Below are 18,425 nucleotides of genomic sequence, written 5' to 3' on the forward strand. Positions count from 1 at the left end.
CCCCCGAGCCGCCGCCCCGGACAGTCACCCCACAGGCCCTATACAAGCGGTAATGGCACTACCCACAGCCTTATCGGGGCACTATGACGACGTGGCAGCCGCGAAGACACCCCCGGGCGCCACCGGGACCGGTGGGTCGAAAGGGGTCAAGGGAAGCAGCCGACTGAACGGACCGGGCCGTCTGGGCGGCTCCCTCCGTGCGGTCGGCCGTGCCCTGCACTTCCCCGTGACCGGCACCGCCCGCGGCATCCGCAAGGCGACCCACGCGCACGGCGCCGGCGAGTCCGGCCTCGGCAAGCTGATCGAACTGCACGGGGTGAACGGCGCCGGCGACGTCATGATCACCGTCGCCCTCGCCTCCACCGTCTTCTTCTCCGTGCCCACCGACGAGGCCCGCGGCCGCGTCGCCCTGTACCTCGCCATCACCATGGCGCCCTTCACCCTCCTCGCGCCCGTGATCGGCCCCCTCCTCGACCGGGTCCCGCACGGCCGCCGCGCCGCGATGGCCGGCGCGATGCTGGCCCGGGCGCTCCTCGCGATCGTCCTGTCCGGCGCGGTCGTCAGCGGCGGTCTGGAGCTGTACCCGGCCGCGCTCGGCGTCCTCGTCTCGTCGAAGGCGTACGGCGTGGTCAGAAGCGCCGTGGTGCCCCGGCTGCTGCCACCGCGCTTCTCCCTCGTGAAGGCGAACTCGCGCGTCACCCTCGGTGGTCTCCTCGCCACCGGCATCGCCGCGCCCGTCGGCGCCGGACTCCAGCAGATCGGGCCGCGCTGGCCCCTTTTCGGCGCCTTCGTGCTCTTCGTGGCGGGGACGATCCTGTCGTTCACGCTGCCGCCGAAGGTGGACTCCGCCAAGGGCGAGGACCGCGCCCTGCTGGCGGCGGACGAGCAGCACCTGCACGGCCCGCACCGGCAGCCGGTCAAGCGCCCCGGGCTGCGCACGGTCGGGCCGGCCGTCACCCACGCCCTGGCCGCCAACGCCGCCATCCGCTGCCTGACCGGGTTCCTGATCTTCTTCTTGGCGTTCCTGCTGCGCGAGCATCCGGTCTCCGGCCAGAGCGCCGCGGTGTCCCTGGGGATAGTGGCCGTCTCGGCGGGTGTGGGCAACGCTGTCGGCACGGCCGTCGGGGCGTGGCTGCGCTCTCGGGCCCCGGAGATCATCATCGTCGTGGTCGTGGCGTATGTGGCGGGCGCGGCGATCACGGCCGCGGTGTTCTTCAGCGCGGTCCTGGTGGCCGCGCTGGCCGCCGTCGCCGGGTTCGCCCAGGCGCTGGCCAAGCTCTCCCTGGACGCGCTGATCCAGCGGGACGTGCCGGAAGTGGTCCGGACGTCGGCCTTCGCGCGCTCCGAGACCCTGCTGCAGATGTCCTGGGTGCTGGGCGGGGCGGTCGGCATCGTGGTGCCGCTCAACGGCACGGCCGGGCTGGCGGTGGGCGCCGCGATCGTCGGCACCGGGTGGCTGACGACCGTACGGGGGCTGCTCGGCTCGGCCCGGCGCGGGGGCCCGGGGCGGGCGCGCGTGGCGTAGGGCCCTTCTGATGGATCTGCGAGGCTGCCGTACCCCGCGTGGGCGGTGCGACGGGCGGGCCCGATAGCCTTCGCCCATGAACACGCTGCAATCCGTTGTGCGACGCCGCCGCGCCGTCGCCGTCGCCGGCGTCGTATCCGCCGGACTGCTCGTCCTGTCGGCCTGTGACAAGCCGACGCCGATGGCCACGGTCACCGTGGGCAGCGACTCGGTGAACTCCGAGGCCACCTGCGGTGGCGAGGGCGACGCCCTGAAGCAGTCCGACCTCGCCGGGTGCCTGAAGGACAAGGGCATCAAGAGCATCTCCGTCGACCCCGACGAGACCGTGCGCATCGGTGTCGACCCGGAGATCGCCGACAAGGGCTGGACGATCCTGATGAACGGTCAGCCGCTGACCGACTCCAGCACGAAGACCTACCGCACGATCCCGGGCAGCGTGTTCTTCAACGCCCAGTACGGCGCGCAGGGCAACTCGACGCTGGTCTCCATCAAGGAGGGCGAGAAGGACGCGTCCGGCCTCTGGAACTTCAAGCTCAAGAAGGACGCCTGATCGCTGCCGCTTGGCTCGGCCGGGTGCTGGTCGCCACGGCCGTTCCCGTGGAGCGGGACGCGGTGGCCAGGGCCTGCCCCGGTGACCTCGGCATCGAGGTGATCGCCGCCGGTGTCGGGCCCGCTCTCGCGGCCGCCTCCACCGCCTCCGCGCTCACCGCCGCCGCCCTGCGGGGCGAGCCCTACGGTCTCGTCGTGTCCGCCGGGATCGGGGGCGGGTTCCAGCCCGAGGCGCCGGTGGGGTCGCTCGTCGTCGCCGACGGGATCGTCGCGGCCGATCTGGGGGCGGAGACCGAGGACGGGTTCGTGCCGGTCAACGAGCTCGGTTTCGGGACCGTCAGGCATCAGCCGCCCGTGGATCTCGTACGGCGGGTCGCCGGCGCCGCCGGGGCCCGGACCGGGGCCGTGCTCACGGTGTCGACGGTCACCGGGACGGCAGCCCGGGCCGCCGCGCTGCGGGAGCGGCACCCCACCGCCCTGGCCGAGGCCATGGAGGGCTTCGGTGTCGCCGAGGCCGCCACCGCGCAGGGGGTGCCCGTGCTGGAGATCCGGGCGATCTCCAATCCCGTCGGGCCGAGGGACCGCGCCGCGTGGCGCATCCCGGAGGCTCTGACAGCCTTGACCGAGGGGTTCGGGAAGCTCACGCCCGTACTGGAGAGTTGGAACCGGCATGACAGTTGAGCAGCTGCAGATCGCCTACTCGCCCTGCCCGAACGACACCTTCGTCTTCGACGCCCTGGCCCATGACCGCGTTCCGGGTGCCCCCGCCCTCGACGTGACCTTCGCCGACATCGACGTCACCAACGGCATGGCCGAGCGCGGCGAGTTCGACGTGCTGAAGGTGTCGTACGCGGTGCTGCCCTACGTCCTCGACGACTACGCCCTGCTGCCCTGCGGGGGCGCGCTGGGGCGGGGCTGCGGGCCGCTGGTGCTGACGCGGGAGGCGGACACTGGGGGCACCTCCCTGCTCGAGCGAAGCCGAGAGCTTGGGGGACTGACCGGCCGGACCGTCGCCGTGCCGAGCGAGAAGTCGACCGCGTATCTGCTGTTCCGGCTGTGGGCCGCAGAGACCGTGGCCGACGGGGTGGGCGAGATCGTCGTCATGCCGTTCCACGAGATCATGCCGGCCGTGCGGGACGGCAGGGTCGACGCGGGCCTCGTCATCCACGAGGCGCGCTTCACGTACCGGGACTACGGGCTGCACAAGCTCGCCGACATGGGCGAGCACTGGGAGAACACCACCGGGCTGCCGATCCCGCTGGGCGCGATCATCGCCAAGCGGTCGCTGGGCGAGCAGAAGCTGCGACTGCTGGCCGACTCGATCCGCACGTCCGTGCGCGCCGCCTGGGACGACCCCGAGGTGTCGCGGCCGTACGTCATGGAGCACGCCCAGGAGATGGACCCGGCCGTCGCCGACCAGCACATCGGGCTGTACGTCAACGAGTTCACCGCGAGCCTCGGCGAGGACGGCTACGCGGCCGTGCGCGGGCTGCTCACCCGCGCGGCGGCCGAAGGGCTCGTACCGCCCCTCGGCCCGGACGCGCTGCGCTTTCCCTGAGGTCTCAGACGTCCAGCTGGTCGGCGACCGCGCGCAGCAGGCCGGCGATCTTCTTGCCGGCGGTCTTCTCGGGGTAGCGGCCCCGCTCCAGCATGGGCGTGATGTTCTCCAGGAGCGTCGTCAGGTCCTGGACGATCGAGGCCAGCTCGTCGGGCTTCTTGCGGGTCGCGGCGGCGACGGACGGGGTCGGGTCCAGGATCGCCAGGGACAGTGCCTGGTCGCCGCGCTGTCCGGCGACGACGCCGAACTCCACGCGCTGGCCCGGCTTGAGCGTGTCGACTCCGGCGGGAAGGACGGAGGAATGGACGAAGACGTCACCGCCGTCGTCGCGGGAGAGAAAGCCGAAGCCCTTCTCGCTGTTGAACCACTTGACCTTGCCGGTAGGCACGTCTGTCCTCGTCCTCGTACTCGTCGGAAAACTGCTTCTGGAAACGGCTCTTGATAGCACTCGGGCGGGTCGTACGGACCCGCCGGTACCCAGGCTAATGCTCTTGCAGCCGGTGACAAGACGTCACCCGGTTGTTCCTTCGCGCTGGGAACTACCCTGGTCGGGTGCGTGACAAAACCCAAACGAATTCCGCCGCTCCCGGTGACCGCCTGGTCCGTGCCGGAGCCGTCGTCTTCTTCATCGGCGCCCTGGCCACACTGGTCACGGTCGCCCCGTTGTTCCTCGGGACGTCGCCCTTTCCGACGTACATGTTCGGATTGAGCATGCTCATGGCGGTCGGATTCCTGATGGCCGGCGCGGGAGTGCTGCGTTCCGTGGCGGCGGGACGCCGTCAGGCGCGCGCGGGACGGTAGTCCGAAAGCCACCTCGGGAATTCCGTCAGGTCGGTGAGGACGACGTCCGCGCCCGCCGCGCGCAGTTCCTCTTCGGGGCAGGGGCCGGTGGCGACCGCGACCGAGAGCGCCCCGGCGGTGCGGGCGCCGCGCACGTCCCCGACGTGGTCGCCGACGTAGACGCCCGCCTCGTGCTCGCGCAGCGCCTCCGCCTTCTGTTCGGCCCACAGGTCGCCGATGACCGCGTCGGGCTCGATGCGCAGGTGGGCGAGGTGCAGCTTGGCGTTGGGCTCGTACTTGGCGGTGACGACTATCGCGCGTCCGCCGGCCTCCCGTACGGCCGCGATGGCCTCCCGGGCACCGGTCATCGCCGGGGTCGCGGTGATGGCGATGGCCGGGTACATCGCCCGGTACAGGTCCGCCATGGCCGGGATCTCCTCGGCCGGGAACCAGTTGACCAGTTCCTCGGCCAGCGGCGGCCCGAGCCGCGTGACCGCCAGGTCGGCGTCGATGTACGTCCCCGTCCGCTCGGACAGCGCCTGGTAGCAGGCGCGGATGCCGGGCCGGGAGTCGATGAGGGTCATGTCGAGATCGAAGCCGACGGTGAGGGCGGGCGGGGTCATGAAGGCCATATGGGCCATTGTGCCCAGAGGGTGTGAACGACAGGCGTCCGGCTGTGGCGGCCCTAGCGCGAGCGCTGTGAACGCCACACCAGGAACAGGGCCGACGCCACCGCCGCGCCCCTGACCACCCAGGGCCAGGTCTCCGCCACCGCGGCGTTCATGTGCCCCTCGGCGATCGGGTCGCCCCAGCGGCCGTTCATCCGGCCCCACAGCCACACCAGGCCCCCGGCCACGGAGAGGCTCGGCAGGATCACGACCGCCCACTTCGTCTCGGCCTGGGTCAGGCGGCGGGACGCGTAGGCGATGAGCCAGCCGAGCAGGAGGACGAACCAGTTGCCGAGCACGGCCCCGGCGACGAGCAGGCCCGCGGCGATCAGGAGGAGCGGGTTGCTCCAGTTCCCGGCGGAAAGACTCGGGAGACGGCGGCGTCCCTCCTTCTCGGCCACCTCCGCCGCCTCGACGACCGGCTCCGCTTCCCCGGCGTCCGGCTTCTCCTTCTCCGCCCTCCGCGGCGCCGGCGGCTTCAGCAGTTCCGGCAGCTCCACGCCGCCCACGAAGCCCGGCACCTCGTCGCCCACGCCGAAGGGGCTGCTGTCCACCCGCCACCAGTCCGGCTGGACTGCACTGTCGCCCAGCTCGTGCCCGGCGGCCAGATGCGGCGGGGCCGGGCCGTCGGAGGGCGCCGGCTGCGACTCCTCGGCGGACCGCGCCGGGCGGGGACGCGGTACGACGCGCCGCATGACGCCCTTCGCCCGCTCCTGCGGTTCGGCCTCGCGCTGCACGGGGACGGAGGCGGGAGCGGCGCGGTGCGGCTCACCGCCCGTGCCGCCCGCCGCGGCGGTCACGATGTCGTCGGGGCTGCCCAGCCGGGACAGGATGCGGCGGACGGCGGCGGGCGAGTCGACGGTGGCCTTCGCACGGCGTTTGTCGATCTCGTTGCGCAGGTCCGCGACCAGTCGCATACGGGTGGCCGACGACAACTGCCGCTGCTGGGCCACGTCGCCGACGCGGCTCAGATACTCGTAAACGACCTGGTCGCTCTCAATCCCCACGAAGTCCCCTCCGGGGCGGGTGCGTTGCGTGACGCCGTCGGACGACGGTACCGCGAGGACCGGCGGGGCGGCCAAAAGCCCGTCCCGCGTTCGGGGGGCGAGGCCGCTCACAGTCGGCCCGGCCGCCGTGGGCAACCCGCTACCGTGGACCGGATGAGCACCGAGGACAGGCCCCCGGCCCCCCGCTCCCTCGCGGAAGCGCTCCGCGCGCGGGGCGACGCCGCGCTGGGCGCGCTCCTGCGCAGCCGCCCGGATCTCATCACGCCCGTCCCCACCGACCTCACCCAGCTCGCGACCCGCGCCGGCACCCGCGCCTCGGTCGTGCGGGCCCTGGAGCGGCTGGACCGGTTCGCGCTGCAGACGGCGGAGGCGCTGGCCGTGGCTGCGGACCCGGCGACCTACGGCGAACTGCTCGGGCTCATGGCCGGGGACGACGCCGACCCGGCCGTCGTGGCGGCCCTGCCGCACGCCGTGCACCTGCTGCGCGAGCAGGCCCTGGTGTGGGGCGCCGACGACCGGCTGCGGCTGGTCCGCACGGCGCGTGAGCTGCTGGCCCCCTCGCCGCAGCACCCCTCGCCGACGGGGCTCGGCCCGACGGTCCAGGAGGCCACCGCCGGGATGTCCCCGGGCCGGATCCAGGAGATCGTCGCGGCCGCCGGGCTGGCCTCGACGCACGACTCGGTCTCCGCCGTGACCGCCCTGACCGGGCTGTTCACGGACCGGGCCCGGATGGCCGCGCTGCTCGCCGACGCCCCGGCCGACTCGGTCGAGGTGCTGGAACGCCTGGTGTGGGGGCCGCCGTACGGGCAGGTCACGGCCGATCCGGCGCCGCGGCTGCGCTGGCTGCTGGACCGCGGACTGCTGTTGCCGACGGCTCCCGGGACGGTCGTCCTGCCGCGCGAGGTCGCCCTGCACCTGCGGCGGGGCCTGGCGCACCGGGCGCCCGAGCCCGTGCCGCCGGTCGTCGAGACCGCGGCCGTTCACCGTCCACAGGTTGTGGACAGCGCCGCGGCCGGGCAGGCGTACACCGCGCTCGCGACCGTCGAGGAACTGCTGAAGGACTGGGACGAGGGCGGGCCCGCGGTACTGCGGGCCGGTGGGCTGAGCGTGCGGGACCTGAAGCGGACCGCGGTCGCCCTCGACGTGCCCGAGCCGGCCGCCGCGTTCTGGGTGGAGCTGGCGTACGCGGCGGGCCTGATCGCCTCGGACGGCGAGGCCGACGAGCGGTACGCGGCGACCCCGGCGTACGACGCGTGGCTGGAGCAGCCGCCCGCCGAGCGCTGGTCGCGGCTGGTCACGGCCTGGCTCGCGGCGACCCGGACGGCCGGTCTCGTGGGCGGGCGGGACGCCAAGGACCGTACGCTGTCGGCGCTCGGGCCGGGTCTGGACCGCTCTGCGGCGCCCGAGGTGCGGCATCGGGTGCTGGCGCTTCTGGCCGGGCTGCCGGAGGGCGCCGCGCCCGCCGCCGGGCCGGTGCTGGCCCGGCTGCGCTGGGAGCGGCCCCTGCGCGGCGACCGGCGCGAGGACGATCTGCGCGGCCGGCTCGCCGAGTGGGCGCTGTCCGAGGCGGAGCAGCTGGGCGTCACGGGCCGGGGCGCGCTGTCGGCTCAGGGCCGGGCCCTGCTGGGCGCGCCCGCGGCTCCCGCGCCGGGCCCGGAAGCGGAACCCTCCGGGCCGGGGGACAAGCTGCCCGTCCACCACCATCACCGTCCCGCCCCGCTCGCTCCCCTCTCCCCCGCCGAACAGGCCGTGGCCTCCGCCGCCGCGGCCCGGCTGCTCGCGCCGCTGCTGCCCGAGCCGCTGGACCACGTGCTGCTCCAGGCCGACCTGACGGCGGTGGCGCCCGGCCCCCTGCGACGGCCGCTCGCGGACATGCTGGGTGTGCTGGCGGACGTCGAGTCCAAGGGCGGGGCGACCGTCTACCGGTTCACGCCCGGCTCGGTGCGGCGGGCGCTGGACGCCGGGCAGGCCGCCTCCGACCTGCACGCCTTCCTCGCCGCGCACTCCCGCACGCCGGTGCCGCAGCCGCTGGCGTACCTGATCGACGACGTGGCCCGCCGGCACGGCCATCTGCGCGTCGGCGCGGCCTCGGCGTACGTGCGCTGCGACGACGACGCGGTGCTCAGCGAGATCCTCGCCGACAAGCGGGCCGCCGGGCTCGGGCTGCGCCGGCTCGCGCCGACCGTGCTGGCCGCGCAGGCCGACCCGGCCGGGCTCCTGGAGGGTCTGCGGGCGATGGGGTTCGCGCCGGCCGCCGAGTCCGCCGAGGGCGATGTGCTGATCACCCGCGCCCTGGCCCACCGCACCCCGCCGCGCACCGCGCCCGAGCCCGTGCCGGACGGCCCGCCGGTCCCCGACGACACCCTCCTGGCGGCCGCGCTGCGCGCCATCCGGGCCGGCGACCTCGCCTCCACCACCCCGCGCAAGCCCGGCACGGGCCCCGCGGCCAACGGCGAGCTGCCCCGCACCGGTGCCGCCGAGACCCTGGCCACCATGCAGGCCGCCGTCCTCACCGGCGAGGCCCTGTGGATCGGCTACGTCAACGCCGAGGGCGCCGCCAGCCAGCGGGTCATCGCCCCGATCCGCGTCGAGGGCGGCTTCGTCACGGCGTACGACCACACCGCGGACGAGGTCCGTACGTATCCGCTGCACCGGATCACCGGGGTCGCGGAGCTGGCCGACGACGCGGGCTGACGGCGGCCCGCGGCCCGTGTCACCCGTTCGGGTGCGGGCGGGCGTTCATGCACGCCACGCCGGGGATGTCCCACACTCGGGCGACCTTCCCGGGCGTGCCGCATCACGCCGGGTGCGCGGGGGCAGCCACCGGGTGTCCTGTGAGCTCCGCCGAAAGGAAGTCCCGTATGCGTGTTGTCCGTCGCGTCGCCGCCGTCCTCGCCACCGCCGCCCTGATGACGTTCGGGGGTCTCGCCACCCCGGCCTCCGCGGTGAGCATCGATGTCGCCGGCCTCGTCCTGGAGACACCGCAGGTCTGATCCGCTCCCGCGCACCCGCGGGCCGGTCCGGGCGCCCCGGACCGGCCCGCGGTGCGGTGTCCCGTCGCTCCCGTCCCTCAGCCCGTGAAAGGCCCGGTCGCCTCATGCGTGAGAACCTGCCCGCCGTCGCCGTCTGTGCCGTCGCGCTCGTGGGGGTGCTCGCGCCCTCCGCCGCCGCGGCCTCCGCACCGCCCCTGCCCCTGCCGGTCACCGCGGTGGAGCCGCTGGTCACCGAGGGGGTCTCCGTCGAAGGCCCGCTCGTCCAGAACGTCAGTCTGCCCACGCTGAAGTAGCGCGCCGCGTCCGGTAGCTGTCGCCGTCCAGCCGCACGATCTCGGCGTGATGGGCGAGGCGGTCGGTCAGCGCCGGGGCGGACGGGCCGAAGACCTCGTCCCAGCGGCCGAGCGGGCGGTCGCTGGTCAGGATCAGGGAGGCCCGCTCGTAGCGGTGCGCGACGAGCTGGAAGAACAGGCCGGCGGTCGCCGCGTCGCAGGGCGTGTAGCCGACCTCGTCGACGATCAGGAGGGGGTGATCGTCGAGAGCGGCCAGCTCCGCGTCGAGCCGGCCGGCGGCCCGGGCGCCCGCGAGCCGGGCGGCCCACTCGGCGGCGGTCGCGAACAGCACCCGGTGCCCGGCCTGGCAGGCCCGCACGCCCAGGGCGACGGCCAGGTGGGTCTTGCCGGTGCCGGGCGGTCCGACGAAGACCACGTTCCGCCGGGCGTCGACGAAGTCCGCCTTGCCGAGCCGCGCGAGGACCTCCCGGTCGAAGCCCCGGGGATGCTGCTGGTCGAACTCCTCCAGCACCTTGCGCGCCGGGAACCCGGCGGCACGGATCCGGGCCTCGGCTTCGGCGACGGGGTCGGGTTGCGGGGGGACGGTGGCGGCCGGGGGCCTCGGGGATTCCGGTTCCGTGTGCCGCCGGCCTCCGTGGTCGGGGGCCTGCGCGGGCGCGGGCGCCGCCGGTGCGCGGTCGGCGTGTCCGCGGTCCGTGTGGGCGACCATCGGGCCCGACATGTAGGCGAGGATCGCGGCCGAGGCGATGAACGCCATGTGGATCACCGTCCCCCACATCAGGGCGTGCCGGGAGGTGTGGTGGACGTCCACGAACATCTGGAGCAGGTGCACGGAGGAGATGCCCACGATCGCCGTGGCGAGTTTGACCTTCAGCACGTTGGAGTTGACGTGCGAGAGCCATTCCGGCTGGTCACGGTGGCCCTGGAGGCCGATGCGCGAGACGAACGTCTCGTAGCCGCCGACGATCACCATGATCAGCAGGTTGGCGATCATGACGACGTCGACCAGTTTGAGCACCGCGAGCATCACGTACGTCTCGGTGGCGTGCCCGCTCACGCACGTCAGGATTAAGGCCCAGAGCTCCTTGAAGAACTTGTAGACGTAGACGCCCTGGGCGGCGACCAGCCCGAAGTACAGCGGGGCCTGGAGCCAGCGGGTGGCGAACAGGGCGTATCCGAGCGTGGTGGTCGTCGGGTTCTGCACCTGCGCCATTCTTCGGGGCCGCGATGGAAAAACTGAATTCACACCACACGTTGGAATGAATAGGCATTCAGTACGACTGGACGCGCAGATCACACCACCCGACGCGGTCGATCAGGCACACTGGACGTTTGGCCGAGGCGTCGCGCTGTCGAGCCGTCCGAGCCCTCCGGCCGCAGAAAGGGTGCCTCGCGTGAATGGTCCGCTGATCGTCCAGTCCGACAAAACCCTGCTCCTGGAAGTCGACCACGAGCAGGCCGACGGCTGCCGCCGGGCCATCGCCCCGTTCGCGGAACTGGAGCGGGCGCCGGAGCACATCCACACCTACCGCGTGACCCCGCTGGGCCTGTGGAACGCCCGCGCGGCGGGGCATGACGCCGAGCAGGTCGTGGACGCGCTCGTGCAGTACAGCCGCTACCCGGTGCCGCACGCGCTGCTCGTGGACATCGCCGAGACGATGGACCGCTACGGCCGTCTCACCCTGTCCAAGCACCCGGCGCACGGGCTGGTGCTCACCACCACCGACCGCCCGGTGCTGGAGGAGATCCTCCGGTCGAAGCGGATCACGCCGCTGGTCGGCGCCCGTATCGACCCGGACACGGTCGTCGTGCACCCCTCCGAGCGCGGACAGATCAAGCAGACGCTGCTGAAGCTGGGCTGGCCGGCCGAGGACCTCGCCGGGTACGTCGACGGCGAGGCGCACGAGATCGAGCTGGCCGAGGACGGCTGGGCGCTCCGGCCGTACCAGAAGCAGGCCGTGGAGAACTTCTGGCACGGCGGTTCGGGCGTCGTCGTCCTGCCCTGTGGCGCCGGGAAGACGCTGGTCGGCGCCGGGTCGATGGCCCAGGCGAAGTCGACCACCCTCATCCTCGTCACGAACACGGTGTCCGCCCGGCAGTGGAAGCACGAGCTGGTGAAGCGGACCTCGCTCACCGAGGACGAGATCGGCGAGTACAGCGGGACGAAGAAGGAGATCCGGCCCGTCACGATCGCCACGTACCAGGTGCTGACGACCCGGCGGAAGGGCGTCTACCCGCACCTGGAGCTGTTCGACTCGCGGGACTGGGGGCTGATCGTCTACGACGAGGTGCACCTGCTGCCCGCGCCGGTCTTCAAGTTCACCGCCGACCTCCAGGCGCGGCGGCGGCTCGGCCTGACCGCCACGCTGGTGCGCGAGGACGGCCGCGAGTCGGACGTGTTCTCCCTGATCGGTCCCAAGCGGTTCGACGCGCCGTGGAAGGAGATCGAGGCGCAGGGCTACATCGCGCCGGCCGACTGCGTCGAGGTCCGGGTCAATCTGACGGACTCCGAGCGGCTCGCGTACGCCACGGCCGAGACGGAGGAGAAGTACCGCTTCTGCGCGACGACCGCGACGAAGCGGAAGGTGACCGAGGCGATCGTGCGGCGGTTCGCCGGGCAGCAGATCCTCGTCATCGGGCAGTACATCGACCAGCTCGACGAGCTCGGGGAGCATCTGGGCGCGCCCGTGATCAAGGGCGAGACGTCGAACGCGCAGCGGGAGAAGCTCTTCGACGCCTTCCGGGAGGGCGAGATCAGCGTGCTCGTGGTGTCCAAGGTCGCGAACTTCTCGATCGACCTGCCGGAGGCGACGGTCGCCATCCAGGTCTCGGGCACCTTCGGCTCCCGGCAGGAGGAGGCCCAGCGCCTCGGCCGGGTCCTGCGCCCCAAGTCCGACGGCCACCAGGCGCACTTCTACTCGGTGGTCGCCCGGGACACCATCGACCAGGACTTCGCGGCCCATCGCCAGCGCTTCCTGGCGGAGCAGGGCTACGCCTACCGGATCATGGACGCGGACGAACTGCTGGCGGAGAGCTGACGGAGCCGGGCCGGGCCGCTGACGTGCGGGAGCATCTGGGCGCGCCCGTGATCAAGGGCGAGACCACGCGTCCTCACTTGCGGCGGACCACACGTCCTCACTTGCGGCGGACCACGCCGACTTCCTCTCCGTACTGACCGAGTACGACCACGTCGAAGGCGGCGCCCGCGAAGACCTTGACGGCGCGCAGGGCATCGCCGAGGCGGTGGCGGTGACTGCCGACCACGGCGGTGGCGCCGGGCGGGCGGCCCGGTGCCGGGGCGGGGGAGATGGTTGCTGCGCTCATGTCTCCATGGTGCGTTTTCGTCCGTAAAGCCCGCGTCGGTCTCTGGACCGAACTGTGCGGTGGTCCGCGTACGCCCGTGGGGCGACCCGGCCCCCTCAGGGAGGAGGCCCCTGCCCCCTAGGGGACGAGGGAACGAGCGGGAGAGGGAACGAGGGGGACGGGCGAACCGGGAGTGGGAAAACCGTTCGCGGCCGGCGCCCCCGCTCCTCTAAGATCTCCGCTCTTGCCCGCCTCCCTCACGGAGTGCCGCCGACCGGACGGAAACCGGCCGGCATCCCACCGCCCACTCTTCTGCAGGTCCCTCCGGAGGCACCCCCTTGTCCACGCCCGTCGACGACCCGCTCGCGCGTGAGCGCTCCCACCTCTCCGCCTCCCGTTCCGCCCTGCGTGCCATGCGCGAGGGCGTCGAGGCCCTCGACATCAGCGACGTCACCGCGAACTGGGTCAACGCCGAGGCGCTGGCCCACCAGATCGAGGAGCGCATCAAGGCACTGGCCGACCTCAGCGGCACCCCGCTGTTCTTCGGCCGGCTCGACTACCTGCACGCCCCCGGCGCCGAAGCGGCGGAGGGCGCGGAAGGCGAGCGCTTCTACATCGGGCGACGGCATGTGCACGACCACGACGGCGACCCCATGGTCATCGACTGGCGCGCGCCGGTCTCGCAGCCGTTCTACCGGGCGTCCAAGAAGGACCCGATGGATGTCGCGCTGCGCCGCCGCTTCGGCTACACCCGGGGCGACATCACGGCGTACGAGGACGAGCACCTGTCGGACCCGGCGGAGGCAGCCCGGACCAGCAAGCTGCTCCAGCAGGAGATCGAGCGGCCGCGTGTCGGCCCGATGCGGGACATCGTCGCGACGATCCAGCCCGAGCAGGACGAGATCGTCCGGTCCGGCCTCTCCGGCACGGTGTGCGTGCAGGGCGGCCCGGGCACCGGGAAGACCGCCGTCGGCCTGCACCGGGTCGCCTACCTCCTCTACGCCCACCGCGAGCGGCTCGCCCGCACCGGCACGCTGGTCATCGGCCCGAACCGGTCCTTCCTGCACTACATCGAGCAAGTCCTGCCCGCCCTGGGTGAGTTGGCCGTCCAGCAGGCCACCGTCGACGACCTCGTCGCCCACGTCGAGATCAAGGGCACGGACGACGCGACGGCCGCCGTCGTCAAGGGCGACGCCCGGCTGGCGCAGGTGCTGCGCAGCGCCCTGTACTCGCACGTCACGATGCCCACCGAGCCGGTCGTGGTCGTGCGCGGCTCCCGCCGCTGGCGGATCCCGGCGTACGAACTGGAGGAACTCGTCCGCGAGTTGCTCGACCGGGACATCCGCTACGGCGCCGCCCGCGAGGCCCTGCCGCAGCGCATCGCGCACGCCGTGCTGGTGCAGATGGAACGGTCGGGCGAGGCACCGGACGACCGGGTGCAGGACGCGGTGGCCCGCAACAGCGCGGTCAAGGCGGCGGTCAAGGCGGTCTGGCCGGCCGTCGACCCGGCCAAGCTGGTGCTGCGGCTGCTGTCGGACGCGGAGTTCCTCGCCGTCCACGCCGACGGGATCCTCGACGGGGACGAGCAGAAGGCGATCCTGTGGGCCAAGCCGGCGCGCAGCGTGAAGTCGGCCAAGTGGTCACCCGCGGACGCCGTCCTGATCGACGAGGCCACCGATCTGATCCAGCGCACGCACTCCCTCGGCCACGTCGTCCTCGACGAGGCACAGGACCTCTCCCCCATGCAGTACCGGGCGGTCGGCCGCCGCTGCTCCACCGGCAGCGCGACCGTCCTCGGCGACCTGGCACAGGGCACCACGCCCTGGGCGACCCGGAGCTGGCAGGAGGCGCTGACCCACCTCGGCAAGCAGGACGCCCTGGTGGAGGAACTGACGGCCGGTTTCCGTGTCCCGACGGACGTCATCACCTACGCCTCCCGGCTGCTCCCGCACATCGCCCCGGGCCTCACCCCGGTCGTGTCGATCCGCGAGAACCCGGGCCACTTCGAGGTCCGGCCGGTCTCCGGCTCCAAGGACGTGGTCGACGCCTGCCGGGAGTCGCTGCGCCACGAGGGCTCGACGGGCCTGATCGCGGCGGACGCCCGCGTGCCCGACCTCGCCGCGGCCCTGACGGAGGCCGGCATCCCGTACCTGGGCCCCGGCGAGGAGACCACCGAGGACACCCGCCTGACCCTGGTCCCGGCGTCGCTGGCGAAGGGCCTGGAGTACGACTACGTGGTCCTGGACGAACCCCAGGCGGTGGTGGACGGCGAACCGGACGAACGCACAGGCCTGCGACGTCTGTATGTGACGCTGACGCGAGCTGTGTCGGGCCTGATCGTCACGCACGCGGCCGGGCTGCCGCCGCAGTTGGCGTCGGCCACCCTTCACTGAAGCGTCGGACCTGTACAGCGGGCATCACTGGCGGTGATGCCCGCGGGCGTGGCCCCTCAGCGCCGAGCAGGCGCTCCCGCGCTCAGGTCGCGACCAGGCCGCCGTCGGCGGTGAGCACCGCGCCGGTGATGTAGCCGGCCCTGTCGGAGGCCAGGAACACCACGGCTTCGGCGATCTCCTCGGGCTCGCCGGCGCGGCCGAGCGGTGTGCTCTGGCTGAACGCCTCGAACATCTCGCCGACCGTGTCGACGGCCATGTCGGTCCGGATCGGGCCGGGCGCCACGGAGTTGACGCGAACGCCCGCCGCGCCGAACTCGACGGCCCACGACCGGGTCAGCGCGTCCATCGCGGCCTTGGAGGCGTTGTAGACCGAGCCGACCGGGGTGCCGATCTGCGCGGCGACCGACGACACGTTGACGATGGCGCCCTTCTTCTTGGCCACCATGGCTGGCGCGAGCGCGGCCGTCAGGAAGTAGGACGCACGCACGTTGATGGCGAACACCTGCTCGTAGCTGTCGAGCGACTGCTCAGGGGTCGACGAGAACGGGAAGATGCCCGCGTTGTTCACCAGGATGTCCACCTCGCCGACCTCCTCGGCGAGATTGCGGACGTCGTCGATGTTCGCGACGTCCGCGACGACGAAGTGGCCCGTCCCGCCCGCCTGCTCGATCAGCTCGACGGTCTCCTTGCCGAGCTCGGCCCTGCGCCCCGTCACGTAGACGGTGGCACCCGCCTCCGCGAGCTTGACCGCGATCGCGCGGCCGATACCCGACGTGGCGCCGGTGACGAGTGCCTTCTTGCCCTGCAGTTCGTTGGTTGACATGTCTGCAAACGTGGCGGCGCCAGATCGTCGGAGCATAATTTCCGGATATACGGCCTGGTCAGGTCGCGCGGACAGCGAAAATGGATCAGGTGGTCAGGACCAGTGTGCGCAGCCTGAAGTAGAGGCGCACGAAGTGCGGCAGCCGGTAGCGGCCGAGTACGAGCGGCTCGATCAGGTGCACGCCCGTGAGCGACTCCAGCACCATCTCGATCTCGCCGCGGTCGGCCCCGGACATGTCCGCCGCATGGTGGCTGTCGATCACCTCGACGTCCTGGCGCGCGAAGCACATGAGCATGTGCCTTTCCGGATCGCTCAGTTGCTCCTCGGCCGCGATCAACGGGGCGAACATCGCAGCGCAGTCGGAGGGGATCACACCGTCGAGCTTGCTCTCCCGCTCCATTTGCAGCAGGACCATCCCGATCGTCCAGTGCGGACGCGAGCTGAGCTTGCCGCCCATCACCCTGATCGGGCCGGGCAGGCGCGAGAGGCGTTCCAGCAGCACCTCGGCCTGCCCGGGTTCCGCGTCCGCGCGCACCGGGCCGAGGACCTTGCGGAAGAAATCCCGTGCCTCCCGCTCGGTCAGCCCCTCGGTCTTCAGCCAGGTCACCCCCGGCAGCTCGTTCAACCGGCGGACGCTCGTGAGAATCATCGCCGAGCCGGGCGTGGCGAGATCGCGTACGGCCGCCGCGTCCTGCACGTCGTCGACCACGACGAGGAAACGCTTGCCCCGCGCCTTCTCCCGCCACAGTGTGGCTTTGTCGCCGACGGGGTTCTCCACGCCGATCGCGCGCAACAGCTCGTCGGCGACGTCCCCGCTCCTGACGAAGATCTGCCCGTCCGGGAAGCGGCCCCTGACGAGGTGGCCGATCCGGGTGGCCAGCGCGGTCTTGCCGCTGCCCCGCATACCGGTGATGCCCACGGTGCCCGGCAACGTCCGGAGAGCCTGCGCGATCTCCTCGGCACGGCCGGTGAAGTCGATCAGATCCGGCAGCAGCTGCTCCGGTCTGCGCGGCGGCGTGAGGTCGCCCTTGAGGATCCGCGCGTGGACCTCGCGCAGCTCCGGCCCTGGTTCGAGGCCGAGCTCCTCGTTGAGGAGTGCGCGCGCCTGGTGGAAATGGTCCAGTGCTTCGCCCTGCCTGCCCTCCTGGTAGAGCGCGCGCATCAGGAGAGCGCGCGGTCGTTCCCTGAGCGGGAAGGCGGCGACGTGCTTCTGCAGCTCCAGCACGTCGGGTTCACGTTCGAGGCAGTCCTCCCGCGACTTGAGCCGGTAGTCGCCGAGCCGCACCCGTTGCGCGTCGAAGTAGGCACTCCGGAGGCCTTCCAAGGGCTCTCCGCGGCAATCGTCGACGATCTCCGCGCGGACCGTGTAGCCCCCGTCCCTGGACTTCAGGTTCAGCTCCGGAAGGATCTTGCGGATCTTGTACACGTACGTCCGCAACGCCATCACCGCGCTCGGCGTCGGGTCGTCCCAGACCATGCTGATCAACTGGTCGTTGCTGAGCCGGATGCCGTTGTTCAGCAGCAACGCCGCCAGCACTGCCCGCTGCTGGCGCGGACCCAGTTCGATCTCTCCTTCGTCGTGCCAGGCTCGTACCGGACCCATCAGTGAGAAGCGCAGGCTCATGCAACGGCACAACGCACGGGCACGTCCCCTGCTTCCCCGTACAGAGGCGACCTGGAGAAGCGCGGGACGGCGAACTGCCGTCGTCGGTGAGGGTCTTGTCAGACATCACCGCTACGGCCCCCTCCCGTGGACTCGACTTCCCCAGCCTGCTCGGTCTGCCGGCCCTGCGGCGCCTCGTGCTACCGGGAGGGGTGCACCATCAGACGGCGTCCAGGGCGGCCCGCCACCGTGCGACGGCATCCGCCGACACCGGTGCCTCCCAGCCCTCCGGCCGAGCCGCCCCGCCGATGTGGAAGCCGTCGACCCCGGCCGTCAGCAGCGTCGGCACATGGTCGAGCCGGAGCCCGCCCCCCACCAGGAGATGCTGCTCGTACCCCGGCTGTCCCTGCCGGGCAGCCTCCGCGAGCAGCACCGGCAGACCCTCATCGACCCCACCAGAAGCCCCGGCCGTCAGGTACGTGTCCAACCTCGGCATCCCGTCCAGCTGCTTGCGCAGGGCATCCCGGTCCGCGGCCCGGTCGATGGCCCGGTGGAAGGTCCAGGGGCAACCGTCCAGAACGGCCACCACCCGCTCCACGGCCGCCAGGTCGACCACACCCCCGGCGTTGAGGAACCCGAGCACGAACTCCTCCGCCCCGGCCTCCCGCAGCTCACCGGCCACCCGCACCAGCCGTTCGACATCCCCCGCCGCGAACCCGTCCGCCAGACGGATCATCACCCGCAGGGGGATGTCGACCGCACGCCGGATCCCGGCGACGGTGGCGGCCGACGGCGTGAGCCCGTCGGCCGCCATGTCGGTGACCAGTTCAAGGCGGTCCGCGCCTCCCGCCTGGGCGGCGACCGCGTCCTCGACGCCGAGGGCGATCACCTCCAGGACTGCACGCTTGCTCATGGGGCCCCTTCGTCGGA

At 72.4% G+C, this 18,425-nt stretch carries 18 protein-coding genes; 10 read left to right on the top strand and 8 right to left on the bottom strand.

Annotated features, from left to right (window positions below; all coding sequences use genetic code 11):
• Positions 1-91 precede the first annotated feature (91 nt).
• From RFN52_RS17875 to RFN52_RS17890, 4 genes are all read left to right on the top strand, one after another.
• Positions 92-1,525, top strand: coding sequence for an MFS transporter (locus RFN52_RS17875; RefSeq protein WP_184847638.1), 1,434 nt, complete (start codon positions 92-94; stop codon positions 1,523-1,525).
• Positions 1,526-1,601: 76 nt separating this feature from the next.
• Positions 1,602-2,075, top strand: coding sequence for a DUF2771 domain-containing protein (locus RFN52_RS17880; protein ID WP_184847639.1), 474 nt, complete (start codon positions 1,602-1,604; stop codon positions 2,073-2,075).
• Positions 2,045-2,755, top strand: a complete 711-nt coding sequence (locus RFN52_RS17885; RefSeq protein ID WP_184853942.1) for a futalosine hydrolase — start codon at positions 2,045-2,047, stop codon at positions 2,753-2,755. The genes RFN52_RS17880 and RFN52_RS17885 overlap by 31 nt, the downstream gene beginning before the upstream one ends.
• On the top strand, positions 2,745-3,632 hold the full coding sequence (locus RFN52_RS17890; RefSeq protein ID WP_184847640.1) for a 1,4-dihydroxy-6-naphtoate synthase: 888 nt from the start codon (positions 2,745-2,747) through the stop codon (positions 3,630-3,632). The genes RFN52_RS17885 and RFN52_RS17890 overlap by 11 nt, the downstream gene beginning before the upstream one ends.
• 4 nt (positions 3,633-3,636) lie before the next feature.
• On the opposite strand, the gene RFN52_RS17895 is transcribed toward RFN52_RS17890, so the two are convergent.
• A complete protein-coding gene (locus RFN52_RS17895; RefSeq protein WP_033312231.1) occupies positions 3,637-4,020 on the bottom strand; it encodes a cold-shock protein in 384 nt (127 codons plus the stop codon).
• A 164-nt stretch (positions 4,021-4,184) separates the two neighbouring features.
• On the opposite strand from RFN52_RS17895, the gene RFN52_RS17900 reads away from it, so the two are divergent.
• On the top strand, positions 4,185-4,433 hold the full coding sequence (locus tag RFN52_RS17900) for a hypothetical protein (RefSeq protein WP_033312232.1): 249 nt from the start codon (positions 4,185-4,187) through the stop codon (positions 4,431-4,433).
• Here RFN52_RS17900 and RFN52_RS17905 read toward each other — a convergent pair.
• Positions 4,412-5,053, bottom strand: a complete 642-nt coding sequence (locus tag RFN52_RS17905) for an HAD family hydrolase (RefSeq protein WP_373308543.1) — start codon at positions 5,051-5,053, stop codon at positions 4,412-4,414. The genes RFN52_RS17900 and RFN52_RS17905 overlap by 22 nt on opposite strands.
• A 44-nt stretch (positions 5,054-5,097) precedes the next feature.
• Positions 5,098-6,087 (bottom strand): hypothetical protein, encoded by a 990-nt coding sequence (locus RFN52_RS17910; RefSeq protein ID WP_184847642.1) that lies wholly within the window; start codon positions 6,085-6,087, stop codon positions 5,098-5,100.
• Positions 6,088-6,240: 153 nt separating this feature from the next.
• On the opposite strand from RFN52_RS17910, the gene RFN52_RS17915 reads away from it, so the two are divergent.
• From RFN52_RS17915 to RFN52_RS17925, 3 genes are all read left to right on the top strand, one after another.
• Positions 6,241-8,781 (top strand): helicase C-terminal domain-containing protein, encoded by a 2,541-nt coding sequence (locus tag RFN52_RS17915; RefSeq protein WP_184847643.1) that lies wholly within the window; start codon positions 6,241-6,243, stop codon positions 8,779-8,781.
• Positions 8,782-8,948: 167 nt separating this feature from the next.
• Positions 8,949-9,080, top strand: coding sequence for a hypothetical protein (locus tag RFN52_RS17920; RefSeq protein ID WP_311240984.1), 132 nt, complete (start codon positions 8,949-8,951; stop codon positions 9,078-9,080).
• Positions 9,081-9,184: 104 nt separating this feature from the next.
• Positions 9,185-9,373 carry a hypothetical protein gene (locus RFN52_RS17925; protein WP_184847644.1) on the top strand — a complete coding sequence of 63 codons (189 nt, stop codon included), beginning with the start codon at positions 9,185-9,187 and terminating at the stop codon, positions 9,371-9,373.
• Here RFN52_RS17925 and istB read toward each other — a convergent pair.
• Positions 9,351-10,586: an IS21-like element helper ATPase IstB gene (gene istB, locus RFN52_RS17930; RefSeq protein ID WP_184847645.1), complete on the bottom strand. Its 1,236-nt coding sequence runs from the start codon at positions 10,584-10,586 to the stop codon at positions 9,351-9,353. The two genes, RFN52_RS17925 and istB, sit on opposite strands and share 23 nt — an antisense overlap.
• Positions 10,587-10,767: 181 nt before the next feature.
• Between istB and RFN52_RS17935 the strand changes: the two genes are divergently transcribed.
• Positions 10,768-12,411, top strand: coding sequence for a DNA repair helicase XPB (locus RFN52_RS17935; protein WP_184847646.1), 1,644 nt, complete (start codon positions 10,768-10,770; stop codon positions 12,409-12,411).
• Between the two features lie 97 nt (positions 12,412-12,508).
• On the opposite strand, the gene RFN52_RS17940 is transcribed toward RFN52_RS17935, so the two are convergent.
• Positions 12,509-12,697, bottom strand: a complete 189-nt coding sequence (locus tag RFN52_RS17940) for a hypothetical protein (protein WP_033312238.1) — start codon at positions 12,695-12,697, stop codon at positions 12,509-12,511.
• A 317-nt stretch (positions 12,698-13,014) separates the two neighbouring features.
• Between RFN52_RS17940 and RFN52_RS17945 the strand changes: the two genes are divergently transcribed.
• Positions 13,015-15,069, top strand: a complete 2,055-nt coding sequence (locus RFN52_RS17945) for a HelD family protein (RefSeq protein WP_184847647.1) — start codon at positions 13,015-13,017, stop codon at positions 15,067-15,069.
• Between the two features lie 82 nt (positions 15,070-15,151).
• Here the strand turns inward: RFN52_RS17945 and RFN52_RS17950 are convergent, their stop codons facing one another.
• From RFN52_RS17950 to RFN52_RS17960, 3 genes are all read right to left on the bottom strand, one after another.
• Positions 15,152-15,892 (bottom strand): SDR family NAD(P)-dependent oxidoreductase, encoded by a 741-nt coding sequence (locus tag RFN52_RS17950; protein WP_184847648.1) that lies wholly within the window; start codon positions 15,890-15,892, stop codon positions 15,152-15,154.
• 85 nt (positions 15,893-15,977) lie between these two features.
• On the bottom strand, positions 15,978-17,516 hold the full coding sequence (locus RFN52_RS17955) for an AfsR/SARP family transcriptional regulator (protein WP_184847649.1): 1,539 nt from the start codon (positions 17,514-17,516) through the stop codon (positions 15,978-15,980).
• A 199-nt stretch (positions 17,517-17,715) separates the two neighbouring features.
• Complete coding sequence (locus RFN52_RS17960) at positions 17,716-18,408, bottom strand: copper homeostasis protein CutC (RefSeq protein WP_184847650.1); 693 nt, start codon at positions 18,406-18,408, stop codon at positions 17,716-17,718.
• Between the last annotated feature and the right edge of the window lie 17 nt (positions 18,409-18,425).

The sequence above is a fragment of the Streptomyces collinus genome, assembly GCF_031348265.1.
GTDB classification, from domain to species: Bacteria; Actinomycetota; Actinomycetes; order Streptomycetales; family Streptomycetaceae; genus Streptomyces; species Streptomyces collinus.